Annotated in this window: 14 protein-coding genes, 2 tRNA genes and 1 CRISPR repeat array; of the genes, 12 read left to right on the top strand and 4 right to left on the bottom strand. The window is 61.5% G+C overall.

Annotated elements, in window-relative coordinates:
- The first annotated feature begins 126 nt into the window (after positions 1-126).
- Genes ABWU19_RS11470 through uvrB form a run of 3 tightly spaced genes read left to right on the top strand, consistent with a single transcriptional unit; the run spans position 127 to position 2792 of the window.
- Positions 127-351 (top strand): type II toxin-antitoxin system Phd/YefM family antitoxin, encoded by a 225-nt coding sequence (locus ABWU19_RS11470; RefSeq protein WP_435901816.1) that lies wholly within the window; start codon positions 127-129, stop codon positions 349-351.
- The gene (locus tag ABWU19_RS11465; protein ID WP_435901815.1) at positions 339-734 is read left to right on the top strand and encodes a type II toxin-antitoxin system VapC family toxin; all 396 of its coding nucleotides are present in this window, start codon (positions 339-341) and stop codon (positions 732-734) included. Before ABWU19_RS11470 ends, ABWU19_RS11465 begins: the two co-directional genes overlap by 13 nt.
- Positions 735-788: 54 nt before the next feature.
- A complete protein-coding gene (gene uvrB, locus ABWU19_RS11460; protein WP_435901817.1) occupies positions 789-2792 on the top strand; it encodes an excinuclease ABC subunit UvrB in 2004 nt (667 codons plus the stop codon).
- On the opposite strand, the gene ndk is transcribed toward uvrB, so the two are convergent.
- Positions 2789-3205 (bottom strand): nucleoside-diphosphate kinase, encoded by a 417-nt coding sequence (ndk, locus tag ABWU19_RS11455; RefSeq protein ID WP_435901814.1) that lies wholly within the window; start codon positions 3203-3205, stop codon positions 2789-2791. The two genes, uvrB and ndk, sit on opposite strands and share 4 nt — an antisense overlap.
- A 117-nt stretch (positions 3206-3322) precedes the next feature.
- The gene (locus ABWU19_RS11450) at positions 3323-5176 is read right to left on the bottom strand and encodes a peptidyl-prolyl cis-trans isomerase (protein ID WP_435901813.1); all 1854 of its coding nucleotides are present in this window, start codon (positions 5174-5176) and stop codon (positions 3323-3325) included.
- 43 nt (positions 5177-5219) lie between these two features.
- Here ABWU19_RS11450 and ABWU19_RS11445 point away from each other — a divergent pair.
- The 6 genes from ABWU19_RS11445 to ABWU19_RS11420 all read left to right on the top strand — a co-directional run bounded on the left by ABWU19_RS11445 (position 5220) and on the right by ABWU19_RS11420 (position 11329).
- Positions 5220-5295 (top strand) — tRNA-Arg (locus ABWU19_RS11445).
- A gap of 169 nt (positions 5296-5464) precedes the next feature.
- A complete protein-coding gene (locus ABWU19_RS11440; protein ID WP_435901812.1) occupies positions 5465-6196 on the top strand; it encodes an endonuclease V in 732 nt (243 codons plus the stop codon).
- A gap of 87 nt (positions 6197-6283) precedes the next feature.
- Positions 6284-7198: an MBL fold metallo-hydrolase gene (locus ABWU19_RS11435; RefSeq protein ID WP_435901811.1), complete on the top strand. Its 915-nt coding sequence runs from the start codon at positions 6284-6286 to the stop codon at positions 7196-7198.
- Between the two features lie 187 nt (positions 7199-7385).
- Positions 7386-9005, top strand: coding sequence for a long-chain fatty acid--CoA ligase (locus ABWU19_RS11430; RefSeq protein WP_435901810.1), 1620 nt, complete (start codon positions 7386-7388; stop codon positions 9003-9005).
- Between the two features lie 49 nt (positions 9006-9054).
- Complete coding sequence (locus ABWU19_RS11425) at positions 9055-10413, top strand: M20/M25/M40 family metallo-hydrolase (protein ID WP_435901809.1); 1359 nt, start codon at positions 9055-9057, stop codon at positions 10411-10413.
- Positions 10414-10432: 19 nt separating this feature from the next.
- Entirely contained in the window at positions 10433-11329 is an 897-nt protein-coding gene (locus tag ABWU19_RS11420; protein WP_435901808.1) for an MBL fold metallo-hydrolase, read from the top strand.
- Between the two features lie 220 nt (positions 11330-11549).
- On the opposite strand, the gene ABWU19_RS11415 is transcribed toward ABWU19_RS11420, so the two are convergent.
- Both ABWU19_RS11415 and ABWU19_RS11410 read right to left on the bottom strand, forming a co-directional pair.
- Positions 11550-11636: transfer RNA gene (locus ABWU19_RS11415), tRNA-Leu, on the bottom strand.
- A 439-nt stretch (positions 11637-12075) separates the two neighbouring features.
- Positions 12076-12485: direct repeats of the CRISPR family, unit length 35 nt; unit sequence GTCGCAAACAAAAAGCCCCGTAAGGGGATTGCAAC.
- Positions 12486-12530: 45 nt separating this feature from the next.
- The gene (locus ABWU19_RS11410; protein WP_435901807.1) at positions 12531-12890 is read right to left on the bottom strand and encodes a rhodanese-like domain-containing protein; all 360 of its coding nucleotides are present in this window, start codon (positions 12888-12890) and stop codon (positions 12531-12533) included.
- A 102-nt stretch (positions 12891-12992) separates the two neighbouring features.
- On the opposite strand from ABWU19_RS11410, the gene pdo reads away from it, so the two are divergent.
- Genes pdo through ABWU19_RS11395 form a run of 3 tightly spaced genes read left to right on the top strand, consistent with a single transcriptional unit; the run spans position 12993 to position 14330 of the window.
- Positions 12993-13670 (top strand): protein disulfide oxidoreductase, encoded by a 678-nt coding sequence (gene pdo, locus ABWU19_RS11405; protein WP_435901806.1) that lies wholly within the window; start codon positions 12993-12995, stop codon positions 13668-13670.
- The gene (locus ABWU19_RS11400; protein WP_435901805.1) at positions 13667-14029 is read left to right on the top strand and encodes a rhodanese-like domain-containing protein; all 363 of its coding nucleotides are present in this window, start codon (positions 13667-13669) and stop codon (positions 14027-14029) included. The genes pdo and ABWU19_RS11400 overlap by 4 nt, the downstream gene beginning before the upstream one ends.
- 13 nt (positions 14030-14042) lie before the next feature.
- A complete protein-coding gene (locus ABWU19_RS11395; protein ID WP_435901804.1) occupies positions 14043-14330 on the top strand; it encodes a metal-sensitive transcriptional regulator in 288 nt (95 codons plus the stop codon).
- Positions 14331-14466: the final 136 nt, after the last annotated feature.

Here is a 14466-nt window from a genome sequence, read left to right as displayed (position 1 = left end):
CTGATGCATCCGTTCCCGCATTTCGCTCATTCCCACAGTTTAGGCTGTTTGCCTATTTTCAGGACACACCCCAGGGCTGACACCGAGAAGGCTTGTAAAATTGACCTAAATATGTAGGATAAAAATATGAAGATCGTCACCGTGCATCAAGCCAAGCAGCACTTTTCCGAACTGCTCGAGCATGCCCATGCAGGCGAGGAGGTGGTGATTTCCAAGTACGGCAAACCCTACGCCAAGCTGGTTCCGCTCGAGCCGGTGGATAAGGTGCCGCTGGGCTTCTTGAAGGGCACTGTGGAGGACGCCTTCTTCGAGCCGCTGCCCGAGGAGGAGCTGGCCGCGTGGGAGGCTTGAAGCTGCTCCTGGATACCCACACCCTGCTTTGGGCCTTGTATGAACCCCATAAGTTGCCGGTTGGCATCCGGCAACTGCTGGAGAATCCCAAGAACACGCGCCTGGTCAGCACAGCCTCGCTGTGGGAGATTGCCATCAAGCACAAGCTGGGAAAGCTGGCGCTGGGTGGGGATTTCCTCAAGAACTACCGAGCCTACCTGCGGGTATTTCTGGCAGAAGAACTCTGCATTGAGGGGGCGCATGTGGTGCTCGCTCCCCAACTGCCTACCGATCACAAAGACCCTTTCGACCGCATCCTGGCGGCCCAAAGCCAGGTAGAAGCGGCCTTGCTGCTGACCGATGACCGCAAAATTAAGGACTTCGGGGTGGAAACCTTTTGGTAGGGGATTGTATTCTGATATAGGCAGAATGTAAAGGGTTTTCGGTATGCTAAAGACCTGATGTTTCGTTACCAAGGCCCCGACCCCAAGGGCGACCAGCCCCAGGCCGTTGCCGGTCTCGCGGAGGCCCTGCGCGATGGGGAGCGTTTTGTAACCCTGCTGGGCGCAACCGGCACGGGCAAGACCGTGACCATGGCCCGGGTTATCGAAACGCTGCAGCGCCCGGCGCTGGTGATGGCCCCCAACAAGGTGCTGGCCGCGCAACTGGCCGCCGAGTTCCGCGAGCTTTTCCCCCAGAACGCGGTGGAGTTTTTCATCAGCTACTACGACTACTACCAGCCCGAGGCCTATGTGCCGGGGCGCGATTTGTTTATCGAGAAAGACGCCGCCATCAACCCCGAGATCGAGCGGCTGCGCCACTCCACCACCCGCAGCCTGCTGACCCGGCGCGACGTGATTGTGGTGGCTTCGGTCTCGGCCATCTATGGCCTGGGCAGCCCCGAAGACTACAAGAACATGAGCCTGATTGTGGAGGTGGGGCAGGAGCTTCCCCGCGAGGCCCTGATCGAGCGGCTGGTGGACCTGCAGTACGAGCGGGGCGATTTGCAGCTCGAGGCTGGGCGCTTTCGGGCTAAAGGCGAGGTGCTCGAGGTCTGGCCGGCCTACGAGCAGGAGCCCATCCGCATCGAGCTGTTTGGCGACACCATTGACCGCGTGACGGTGGTGCACCCGGTGACGGGCGAGCGGCTCAAGGACCTGCCGGGCTTTGTGCTGCTGGGGGCCAGCCACTACGCCACCCCGGAGTGGCGCCTGAAGCAGGCCATCCCGGAGATCCGTAAGGAGCTGGAGGAGCGCCTTAGGGTGTTTGAGGCCGAGGGCAAGCTGCTGGAGGCCCAGCGGCTCAAGGAGCGCACCCTCTACGACCTCGAGATGCTGGAAGTGATGGGCACCTGCCCCGGCATCGAGAACTACAGCCGCTTTTTGTCGGGCAAGGCCCCCGGCGAGCCGCCCTACACCTTGCTGGACTACTTCCCCGAGGACTACCTGGTCTTCCTGGACGAGTCACACGTGACGGCCCCCCAGCTCCGGGGGATGTACAACGGCGACTACATGCGCAAGAAAACCCTGGTGGACTACGGCTTTCGGCTGCCCAGCGCCCTCGATAACCGCCCGCTCAAGTTCAACGAGTTTTTGCAGCGGGTGGGGCAGGTGGTGTTTGTCTCGGCCACCCCAGGCCCCTACGAGCTGGAAGTCTCGGGCCGGGTGGTGGAGCAGATCATTCGCCCCACCGGCCTCTTGGACCCCCAGGTGGTGGTCAAACCCACCACCGGCCAGATCGAAGACCTGATGGGGGCCATTCGCACCCGTGCAGGCCGGGGCGAGCGCACCCTGGTGACGGTGCTGACGGTGCGCATGGCCGAGGAGCTGACGGCCTACCTGGTGGAGCACGGGGTGCGGGCCCGTTACCTGCACCACGAGCTCGACGCCTTTGAGCGCCAGGCCCTGCTGCGCGACCTGCGGCTGGGCTACTTCGATGCCCTGGTGGGCATCAACCTGCTGCGCGAGGGCCTCGACCTGCCCGAGGTCTCGCTGGTGGCTATCCTGGACGCCGACAAACAGGGCTTTTTGCGTTCGGAGCGCTCGCTGATTCAGACCATTGGCCGGGCGGCCCGCAACGTGGGGGGCGAGGTCATCCTTTATGCCGATACCGTTTCGGATTCGATGCGGGCGGCCATCGAGGAGACCAACCGCCGCCGGGCCATCCAGGAGGCCTACAACGCCGCGCACGGCATCACCCCCGCCACCATCCAGAAATCGGTGCGCAGGGTGGTCAAGCCCGAAGACTACCAGGCCGAGGCCGCGGAGGCTGTCCTGGACGACCCTGTGGTGCTGAAAAGCCTTTTGGAGCAGCTCGAGACCGAGATGTGGGCGGCCTCCGAGGCCCTCGACTTCGAGAAGGCCGCGTCCTTGCGTGACCAGATGCGCAGCCTCGAGGCCCGCATCAAGGGCCTGCCCGAACCCACCACCGCCGGAAAGGGCAAGCGCCGCCGCCGCCGTTAGCCGATAATTTCTTCGGGCTTGAAGAAGATCCCGATCTCGCGGGCGGCGCTTTCGGGGCTATCCGAGCCGTGGATGATGTTCTCGTCCACGGTGGTGGCAAAGTCGGCGCGGATGGTACCGGGTGCGGCTTCCCAGGGGCGGGTGGCCCCCATCAGGCGGCGCATCTCGGCAATGGCCCCAGGACCTTCGACCACCATGGCCACCACCGGCCCACTGGTGATGAAGTTAACCAGCCCCTCAAAAAAGGGCTTGCCCTGGTGCTCGCCGTAATGGATTTCGGCAGTCGCGCGGGGGATGAGCATTTTCTTCATCGCCACAATCTTGAAACCTTTGCGCTCGATGCGGTGGATGATTTCGCCGGTGAGGCCCCGGCGCACGCCGTCGGGTTTGACCATGATGTAGGTGCGTTCCATACCGCAGTAGAGTTTACATGCTTTGGGCCATTTGCAGAAGCATGCGCGCGAAGACCGCGATGCGGCAGAACAAGAAAAAACCCTCCCCAATACGGGGAGGGCCAGCAACCGGCTGGGTCAGCGGTTGGCTGGAGGATTGGCTGGGGTAGAGGGGTTGCTGCTGGGTGGGTTCGGGTCGGTTTTAGGCTCTTCCTGCTTGGATTCTTCCTTGGGGGTCAGGGCAGTGAGCACCTTTTGTAGGTTGTTTTCCACCTTGGCAGCCTTGCGTACCTCCTCGACCCATTTCTGGGCGGCCTCGGCCCGGCGGGTAGCCAGCACCTGCTGACGGGCCTGCTCTTTGACCTCCTCGAAGGGGCGCAGGACTTCAGCCTTGCGGTCGTTGACGAGGAGCACCTGGAAGCTTCCGTCCTCGAGCTTCACCACCTCGCTCACTTCGCCCAGCGACCCCTTGGGGAAGGTGCCGCGGGTCAGGAAGACCAGCCGGTTGGGTACTGGGGGCATGGTGCCAGGGTTGACCACCCCGAAGTCCTCCACGGTTCCGCTGTTGGCCTTGGCCAGGTCCTCGAGCTTACCGCCTTTGAGGGCCGCGGCCCGGAAAGCCTCAGCCTTGGCTTTGTCTTCCTTCTTGAAGTTGACCGCCTGCACCTTGGCCGAGGCCGGAATGGTGAAGTTGGCCAGGTTGGAGTCGTAGTACTTGCGTACCTCGGCTTCAGTGACGGTAATATCGCGGGTTTTCCACTGCTGGGCCTGGTTGGCAATATCGGATTTTGAACCAAAGAAAGGCTGGTTCAGCTGCTTGGCCGCCTGGTAAATCACTTCCCGATTGATGAGCTGCTCGAGCGTCTGCGGCATGAAGAACTGCACCGCCAGCTCACCCAGGCCCTGCTGCACCAGCTGGGGCACCTGCGGGTTGGCAAACACCACCTGGGTTACTTCGGAAAGCTTGATTTCGGCATCGCCTACTTTGGCGACCACCGGATTCTCAAACTTGAAGGTGGCCTCCTGGGCAAACTTGACGTTGGCCTTGGCGCGCAGCCCCTCGAGGTAGGCTTCCAGAGCCCCGTTGCCCTTGATGCGCTTGGCATCTTCCTTGACCCGATCCTTTACCTCTTCAAACTGCACATCGCCCGCCGGGAGGTATTTTTCTACCTTCACGATGTAGAAGCGGCCCCCGGCCTCGATGGGCTTGCTGATTTGCCCGTCGCGCAGCTTGAAGACCGCATCGGCCACGGCGTTGGGGAAAACCACCCTGGTAACCGGGCCGGGTTCGCCCTTGCCAGCCGCCGCCCCCAGGGCCCCACCCTGCTCGGCATTGAGCTTGGAGTTGGCTTTGGCAATGGCGGCGAAGTCGGCGCCGGGCGCAGAAACTTCGGCGTAGATTTTTTCGGCGGTGGCCTTGTCGTCTAACACAATCTGGCGGGCCTGTACCCGCTCTTCGTTCTTGTACTGCTCGCGGTTAAGTTCGAAGTAAAGCCGCATCTCCTCTTCGGTCGGCTCGGCTTTATTCTGGATTTCCTCTATGCGTTTGTTGATGCGAATCTGGTCGCGCAGCTCGTTGCGAAGCTGCGAGTCGGTATAGCCGACCTGGGTCAAGAAGCGGTCGTAGTCTTCTTTCTTTTGCAGACCAAAGCGCTCTTTGATGGTATCGATTTCTTTTTTTAGCTCCCCGCTCGAGACCCTGACCCGGGCGGTGTCCTGTGTCAGCGCCGTGATTACGATTAGCCGGTCGCCAAAGTTGATTTCAGCCAGCTTTTTCAAAAGCCCCTGGGGGTTGGTGCTCAAAATGGGGTCGTTTTGCTGGGCTCGAGCCAGCTCGAGTTCATAAACCGGACGCCCGTTGACGGTTAGCTCGATTTTGCCCTGGGTGTTGCGCTGGCCCTGGGGCGTGAACAGCAAAACCGAACCCACCACAAAGGCCAGGGCCAGAACCCCGAAAATGACCGCAATTACCTTTTTGTTGATTCCAAACACTTGACTGCCTCCTCTATGCGGTGCTACCCTTCTTTGTGCTTATGCACCCGTAGCTCAGTGGATAGAGCGTTCGCCTCCGGAGCGAAAGGTCACAGGTTCGAGTCCTGTCGGGTGCGCCAACTTTTTTAGGGTCGGGGCTTGCCCGGCCTTTTTTGCAGCAGCATCTCCCACTGAACTCTTTGTACCCCCATAAGGTAAGACCAGGGTTAAGCATTGGCGAACCTACACCAAGGGCCGATTGTAGCATATCTGGCGGGCGGGTTTGGAAGTTTTGTTTCGATGTACAACATGAAGGCCCATCACTTTGTTCGGCCCAGAAACCTGGCAGAGGCCAGGGCCCTGCAAAAAGCCCTTGCCGAAGCGGTGGTATTGGAAGGTAACCCTAGCCCGGCCCGCTACATCGCGGCCCTCGACGCCTCGCACCCCACCCGCTTTTCCAGACATAAAGGCCCTTCGGTGGCGGTGGCGGTGCTGTGGGATAAGGCCCAGGGGGCGGCGCTCGAGGTCACCGCTGCCCAGATGGACGAGGCCGAGCTATTCCCCTATATTCCCGGTTACCTGTCCTTCCGCGAGGCGCCCCTTTACCTGGCGGCCCTGGCCCAGCTATCCCATGCCCCCGAGGTGTTGCTGGTCGATGGTCAGGGCATCGCCCACCCCAGGCGCTTGGGCATTGCCGCCCACCTGGGGGTGCACCTGAACCTGCCGAGCATTGGGGTTGCCAAAACCTTGCTGTTTGGCCGGCCAGAGGGAGCGCTGCCCCTGGAGGCAGGCTCGGCAGTGCGGCTGATGGACGGCGAAACCCAGATTGGCTGGGTGTACCGTAGCCGCACCGGGGTTCGGCCCCTGGTGGTCTCGCCCGGCCACCGGGTGGGCCTGGCAGAAAGCCTGGCTTTTGTGCGCTTGCTGACGGGGAAGACCCGCTTACTCGAGCCCTTGCGTCTGGCCCACCTCCAGGCGGGGGCAAAACGGCGGCTGGCTGCAGGGGAGCGTAGAGGCGAAACTGGGTGCAATGTGAGATGAGCCCAATTTCGAGCCAGCTCCCTGAACTATGGTTTTTTATGTACTTTATTTCGTCAACTAAAATGAGAAAACCCTGAGGAGGCCCATATGACCAAAGTGTCTCGTCGCCAAGCCCTTAAGCTGCTGGGCACTACCGGTGCGGTGGCTGTGGCTGGTACCATGCCCGCAATGGCCCAGCAGACACCCGCCATGCCCAATGGCGCCGGCTATTACCGTTTCAAGCTGGGCGATTTTACCCTTACGGTGCTGAGCGATGGTCAGACCCCACCCGGCAATGCCTTTCCCAACTGGGGTGCGACCCCCGGCAAACAGGCCGAGTTCGAGGCGGCCCTGCGTGAAAACTTCCTCGAGCCCACCCAGTTCATCAACAATTTCAACCCCATGGTCATCGATACCGGGCGGGCCAAGATTCTCATCGACACCGGCCGGGGCCAGGCCGGGCAGCTTCTGGCTCATCTGGCCAACGCGGGCCTGCGGCCTGCCGATATCAACACCGTCTTCATCACCCACGGCCACGGCGACCATATTGGCGGCCTGCTGCGCGAGGGACAGCCGGTTTTTGCCAATGCCCAGCACGTCATGGGCGAAGCCGAGCTGCAGTTCTGGCTCTCCCAGGCCACCCCGCCGGCCAGCCTGGTTGCCCTGCGCGAACGCTTTACCCTTGTGCGCCCCGGCGCCGAGATTGCCCCCGGCGTAACTGCGGTGGATACCTCCGGCCACACCGTGGGGCACCTGGCCGTGCAGGTGAGCTCGGCTGGGCGGACGCTGTGGCACCTGGGCGACGCGGGGGGGCACCATATCCTCTCCCTGCGCTTCCCCGATCACTACCTGGGCTTTGATGCCAACCCCCAGCAGGCGGTGGCCACCCGGGCCCGGCTGTGGCAGGCTGCGGCGGCAGAGCGGATTATGGTGGTGGGCTACCACTTTGCCTGGCCAGGGGTGGGTTACGTGCGGCGTTCCGGCAACGCTTACGAGTTCGTGCCGGCGTTCTTTGTGTTCTGAGGGATTGCACAGCTGGCCGCACCCTCCCCGGGTCTTCGGGGAGGGTTTCATATGAACCCCATCTGAAGCGCTCTGCTCAAGGACTATGAAGCGCGCTATCGCGGAGACCTGGGGCTTGCTGAACCCAGCAGACAAAACCCATTGCGGGCCGTAAAATCGAGCCAAAGCAAAAGCAAAGGAGGCGCCTATGCTGTCCACCATGATGGATTTCCCCCTGACCCTTCCGCACCTTTTGCAGCGGGCCGGAAAGCTTTTTCCTAAAGAAGAAATCGTGACCCGGCTGCCCGATAAGTCGCTGCATCGCTACACCTATGGCGATTTCTATAAGCGTTCGCGCAAACTGGCCTCGGCGCTGCAAAAGGCTGGCCTGCAAAAAGGCGATCGGGTGGCCACCCTTTCCTGGAACACCTATGCCCACCTCGAGGCCTACTTTGGTGTGCCGCTGGCGGGTGGGGTGCTGCACCCGCTGAACCTCAGGCTCCACCCCTCGGACATCGCCTACATCATCAACCATGCCCAGGACAGGTTTTTGATTGTGGACGACGTGCTTCTGAAGCTTTTTGAGGCTGTGCGGGAGCAGGTCAGGCTGGACGGGGTGATTGTGGTGCCTCTTTCGGGCCAGCCGCTGCCGGAGGGCCTTTTGAACTACGAAGACTTTCTGGCCTCGGGGGAGGAGAATTTTGTTTACCCCGAGCTAAACGAGCTCGAGGCCGCCGCCATGTGCTACACCTCCGGTACCACCGGAAAGCCCAAAGGGGTGGTCTACGCCCACCGTTCGATTGCCCTGCACAGCCTGGCTTCGGCCCTGCCCGACGCCCTGAACCTGGGCGGCCAGGATGTGCTGCTGCCGGTGGTGCCCATGTTCCACGTGCTGGCCTGGGGGCTGCCTTACACGGGGGTAATGGTGGGCTGCAAGCTGGTGCTGCCGGGGCCACACCTCGACCCGGTAAGCCTGCTGGAGCTGTTCGAGTCGGAAGGGGTTACCAAGACCGCCGGGGTGCCCACCATCTGGCTGGGGGTGCTGCAGGCTTTGGAGAAGGAGCCGGCCCGTTGGCAGCTAAAACCCATGGAGATGGTGGTGGGGGGCAGCGCGGCCCCCGAGGCCATGATCCGGGCCTTCGACCGCTTTGGCCACACCGTGCTGCACGCCTGGGGCATGACCGAGATGAGCCCGCTGGGCACCGTCAGCCGGCTCAAGCGCCACCTGCGCGGCGACCCGGAGCTCGAGTACTGCTACCGGGCGTTGCAGGGCCTGCCCACCCCCTGGGTGGAGATTCGGGCGGTGGGCGAGCAGGGCGAGGTGCTTTGGGATGGGCAGTCGCTGGGAGAATTGCAGGTGCGGGGGCCCTGGGTGGCCAAAAGCTACCACAACCTGGAGGAGGAGTCCGACAAGTGGACCCAGGATGGCTGGTTCCGCACCGGCGACGTGGTGGCGATAGACCCCGAGGGCTACATCCGCATCGCCGACCGCACCAAAGACCTGATTAAGTCGGGGGGCGAGTGGATTAGCTCGATTGACCTCGAGAACGCCCTGATGGCCCACCCGGCGGTAAAGGAGGCCGCGGTGATTGCCATCGCCGACCCCAAATGGGACGAGCGCCCCCTGGCGGCCATTGTGCTCAAGGAAGGGCAGCACGTAACCCCGGAGGAGCTGGCCCAGTTTTTGGCGGCCCGCTTTGCCAGGTGGTGGCTGCCCGATGCCTATGTGTTCCTGGACGAAATTCCCCGCACCAGCACGGGCAAGTTCCTCAAGTCCAGGCTGCGCGAGCAGTTCTGGCACCACAAGACCTCGTCCGCCCCGCAGTGAGGGCGGGCTACAGCGCCACTAGACGGAGGCTGCGGGGTATATTCTAGCTATGTCCAGCGCTATAGACCGCTACCTGGAGGAAAACCTCGAGGCCTACCTGCAAGAAACCATCCGGCTCTGCGCCCAGCCCAGCGTCTCGGCCACAGGTCAGGGTGTGCTTGAATGTGCCGACCTGGTGGAGCAAATCTTGCAACGGCACCGCTTTCAGACCTGGAAAATCGAGGGCTACGGCAACCCGGTGATCGTGGGCCGGGCCCAGGGCCACTCCCAGCGCACCCTGCTTTTCTACAACCACTACGACGTGCAGCCCCCCGAGCCGCTGGAGCTGTGGGACTCGCCCCCTTTTGAGCCGCAAATCCGCGATGGCAAGCTTTTTGCCCGTGGGGCCAAGGACGACAAGGGCGAGTTTATGGCCCGCCTGGCCGCGGTGGACGCGGTGCGGGCCGCGCATGGGGGAGAGCTGCCCTGCACGGTGCTTTTTGTGGTCGAAGGCAACGAGGAGGTGGGCAGCCCCGGCATTGCAAAGTTTGTGCAGGATCACCTGGAGCTGCTCCGCTGCGATGGGGCCATCTGGGAAGAGGGGGGCATCGACTTCGAGGAGCGGCCCGGAACCTCCCTGGGCCGGCGGGGGATTCTGGCGGTGGAGCTCGAGGTCGAGACCCTCTCGCGCGATGCCCACTCTGGCAGCGCCCACATCCTACCCAGCGCGGCCTGGCGGATGGTGCGGGTGCTGGCCTCCTTGAAGGACGAGAACGAGCACATTCTGATTCCTGGTTTTTACGACGACGTGCGGCCCATCTCCGAGTTCGACCTCGAGCTTTTGCACAACCTGCCCGACCTCGAGCCCTACCTGCGCCAGACCTTTGGGGTGCGTGGTTTCGTGAACAACCTGAGCGGCTTTGAGCTCCGAAAAGCGGTCTTCAACCCCACCTGCAATATCCAAGGCATCACCACCGGCTACCAGGGCTTGGGCAGCAAGACCGTCATTCCGGCCCGGGCCTCGGCCAAGCTCGACTTCCGCTTAGTGCCCGACCAGGATCCCACCGACATCCTGCAAAAGCTGCGTGCCCACCTCGATGCCGAGGGCTTCACCGACGTACAGATTACCCACGCCGACTATATGTTCCCGGCCCGCGCCGACCCTCATCACCCCCTGGTACAGCTTGCGGCCCGCACGGCTGAAGAGGTTTATCAGAAGCCCTACCAGCTCATCCCCCTGACCGGGGGTAGCTCGCCGGTGTATGCCTTTGCCCGGCCCCTGAACATTCCGGTCATCGACGCCGGGGTGGGCTTTGGCATCACCAACCGCACCCACGCCCCCAACGAAAACGTGCGCATCCAAGACTTTCACAACGCCGCCCGGCACATTGCCCGGATTCTGGACGGCTTTAAAGACATCTGGAACTAAGGCTCGGTACAATGGGCTTGTGATTCACATCCTCGACCTTCACGACCGGGCCCCCAGGGTGATTGCCTCGTTTGTGCTGGAAACCAAAGAGGGGCCCGTGCTCTTCGAGACCGGCCCCGAGTCGCGCTTTTCGGTGTTGCTGGATGGCCTCAACACCCTGGGCTATGCCGCCTCCGACGTCAAACACGTCTTCGTGACCCACATCCACCTCGACCACGCCGGCGCGGCCTGGCGCATGGCCGAGCGGGGCGCAACCATTTACGTGCATCCTAAAGGGGCGCCGCACCTGGCTGACCCCAGCAAGCTCTGGGCCTCGGCCAGCCGCATCTACGGCGACCAGATGGAAACCCTATGGGGCCAGATGGGCCACGTGCCGGAGGGTCAGATTGAGATTGTGCAGGACGGCCAGGTGATCCAGGTCGGCGAGGTGCAGGTCCAGGCCCTCGAGACCCCCGGCCACGCCTACCACCACCACGCCTACCTGATTGGCGATGCGCTGATTGGCGGCGACGTAACCGGGGTCAAGATTGGCCGCGGCCCGGTGCTGCCCCCCTGCCCCCCGCCGGAAATACACATTGAGCTGTGGCGTGAATCCCTGGCCCGGCTGCGTCGGCTGAACCTGCGCCAGATTTACCTGACCCACTTTGGCCCAGTTGAAGATGTGGGGCCGCACCTAGAAGCCCTCGAGGCCCGCTTGCTGGAATGGGCCGACTGGATCAAGCAAAAACTCAAGTCCGGCCTCACCCGCGAGCAGATGGTGCTCGAGTTCGAGGCTTACGTGGCCGCTACCCTGCGGGCTGCGGGGCTTTCGCAGGATGAGGTGCAGGAGTACGAGTTTGCCGACCCCTCCTGGATGAGCGTGGATGGGCTGGTGCGCTACTGGAACAAGCACCACCCGGAAGAGGTAATGAGTTAGGGGCTTGAACAGACCGAGTCTGCGGCACGCTCAGCTATCAGGTGACCCACAGGTGCGTAAGGTGGCGTCGGCTTTGCTCCAACAGCGACTTGGGACTCAGCGCCAGCAGCAGCCCCTACACCTAGCTGCTGACCCGGCTATGCCAGATAAACTGTTTATAAACCACAAAAAAACCCAGCGCAGCCTACGGGCCGCGCCAAAAAAAGCCTGGTTTTGTATCTGGTGCCGGGAGCGGGACTTGAACCCGCATGAGCTTGCGCTCGCTACCCCCTCAAGATAGTGTGTCTACCAGTTCCACCATCCCGGCAGGCAAACATTAGGTTAGTCGGGCTTTGGGCGGTTGTCAAGGAGAGCACCCCGCGCACCGCTCCCGTTACAAAAAGCGTTACATACCATTTTGTGCCCAAAAACGCTGTCGCAACCGCACCCCCTCGCCCAAAAAAGCCCACACCAACGCCCACCAGAACGATATGGAAGCAATTTCCAAAAATGACCCATTATGTTTTGCGCAAAATGCTATAATGCTTGTGTCGGCCATCTCAACGATGCACCTTGAAAGCCCAGACGTGCGATAGCTATCGCAAACCCACCACACAAAAAATCTAAAGGTGTGGGTTTGTAAGCATTCATCGCAAAAACTTCCACTTTTTACCCACTTATCCACAGGTTGCCTGTGGATAACTCGGTTTTCTCATAAATACCCCCTTTAAGAGCCCTTTACAGGACGGCGATTAACGGGGTATGCTGTCGCAAACAAAAAGCCCCGTAAGGGGATTGCAATCTGTGGTGGTAGGTTTGCTCGAGGGAAGTGTGGGTGATGGGGTCGCAAACAAAAAGCCCCGTAAGGGGATTGCAATTCTCTCGAGCGCACCTAGCCCAATGAATCTAAGACCCCTTTGTCGCAAACAAAAAGCCCCGTAAGGGGATTGCAACCTGGGCAGGGCTGCGCCGCGCTTTGCCGGATTTTTCGGGTCGCAAACAAAAAGCCCCGTAAGGGGATTGCAACGCGTGTCTTTAGCGGGTTCAGGTAAGCCTTCGACCTGTGTCGCAAACAAAAAGCCCCGTAAGGGGATTGCAACCAGCGCAAACGGGACATTGACAAGCTGGTTCACAGGCTTACTGTCGCAAACAAAAAGCCCCGTAAGGGGATTGCCTTCCTGTACGGGGTTAATGGATTTTTGGGCTTGCGGGGTTGTGGTGGTTAGCGTTGAATGTCGCCCTTTTTGACAGGTAATCCGGCGGCCTGCCAGGCCGAGATGCCACCGGCTAAGTTGTAGACCTCGAGGCCCTTCTCGGCCAGAAACTCGGCGGCTTGCTGACTGCGGCTGCCGCTTTCGCACTGGCAGATGATGGGCTTGTCTTTGGGCAGGCTTTCCCAGCGCTTGGCCAGCTCGGCCAGGGGGAGGCCCTGCGAGCCGGGAATTTTGCTTAGTTTGCGCTCGAGGGGGGTACGCACATCAATCAGTACGGCCCCCTGCTTGAGCTTTTCCTGGGCTTCTTTGGGCGAGATGCGGGGCACCCTTGCCCCCAGCCCCAGCAGTTTTTTCAACCAGTCCCACATGCCCTCAGTTTAGAGGTCAAATGCCCTTGCGAAATATATCCCCAGGGGGTATACTGAACATACCGGTGGGGGTATACATGGCCCCACGCCAAAGGAGAAACCATGTTTTTAGACGAGAAAATTCAAGCCCAGGTGCGCGAAATGCTGGCCCCCATCCAAACCCCAGTGGAGGTGGTGGTCTTTACGACCTCGGGCCTCGAGCTGCCCGGACAGGAAGTGGGGCTACAGGACGAAACCCTGGGTCTGCTTAAGGAAGTGGTGGCCCTGAACCCCAATCTGAGCCTGGAACAGCGCTCGCTGCACGCCGACCCCGAGGCCCAGGCCCTGGGTCTGAGCTATGCACCCACCATTTTGCTGCGGGAGAAAGGCTCACAGCGCCACAACATCCGCTTTTTGGGGCTGCCGGCCGGCTACGAGTTCAGCACCCTGATCGAAACCCTGCTGATGCTGGGCACGGGCGAAACCAAGCTGGGCGAAAAGTCGCAGGCCGACCTGCAAAAGGTTGCCTCGCCGGTGCGTATGCAGGCCTTCGTAACCCCCACCTGCCCCTACTGCCCGCAGGCTGTGCTGGCGACCTACAAGCTGGCCTACCACAACCCCCACATCATCGCCGAAGGGGTGGAAGCCAGCGAGTTCCCCATGCTCTCCAGGCGCTACAACATCTCAGGGGTGCCCGACACCATCATCACTGGGGCCACCCAGCAGCGCATCCTGGGCGGACAGCCTGACCGGGCTTTTGTGGAGGCAGCCATTAAGGCCAGCGCCGGGGTGGTGGCATGAGGATAGCAGCTCTCCTGCTCTTGGCTTTTTTCTCCTGGGGCCTGGCCCAGCCCAGAATCGTCACGGTAGACGACCTCAAGGCGGCTTTGTCCAACCCTAAGGTGTTTGTGATTGATGTGCGTACCCCCCAGGAGTTTGCCCAGGGTCACGTTAAGGGCGCGGTCAACTGGCCGCTCCAGGAGATTGACCGCTGGTGGAACCGGGTGCCCAAGGATCGGCTGGTCTACATCCACTGCAACACCCAGAACCGCAGCGGGGTGGCGGTGCAGTACCTGATGGGCAAAGGCTACAACAACCTTAACCTGGTGCACGGGGGAATCCAGGCCTGGATGTCCCGCGGATATCCCATCACCCGGTAATAGAGGGTTTCCCATGCCCACCTCTTCTGAACCAACCCCAAACGCCAACTTTGGCCCCAACGACAGAACCCGGATTATCCACCGGCTGCGCCGTCTGGAGGGGCAGGTGCGTGGTCTGCAAAAAATGGTGCAGGAAGACCGGGAGTGCCGGGAAATTCTGACCTTGTTGAGCGGGGTGAAGAGTGCGCTGGAATCGGTTGGGGAGGAGATACTCGAGGCCTACCTGGCCCAGTGCCAGGCCGACCTCGAGCCCCCCACACCCGCGCAACTGGTGGAGGTGGTGCGGCTTTTGCGGAAGTAAACCTACCCAATATGTCAGGAGGGGCGAACAGCCCCTCCTTTTTTGCTCATGGAAGTTCTAGACCGACATTCCGCACCCCCCTCACTCCAGCAGGTAATATCGCTGTGCCCCCAGAAGGCGCACCGCGGTCTCATGA

The organism is Meiothermus cerbereus (assembly GCF_051297115.1).
Taxonomy (GTDB): domain Bacteria; phylum Deinococcota; class Deinococci; order Deinococcales; family Thermaceae; genus Meiothermus; species Meiothermus cerbereus_A.
Note: the sequence above shows the minus strand (reverse complement) of the source record. Positions and strands in the feature narration are given on the sequence as shown.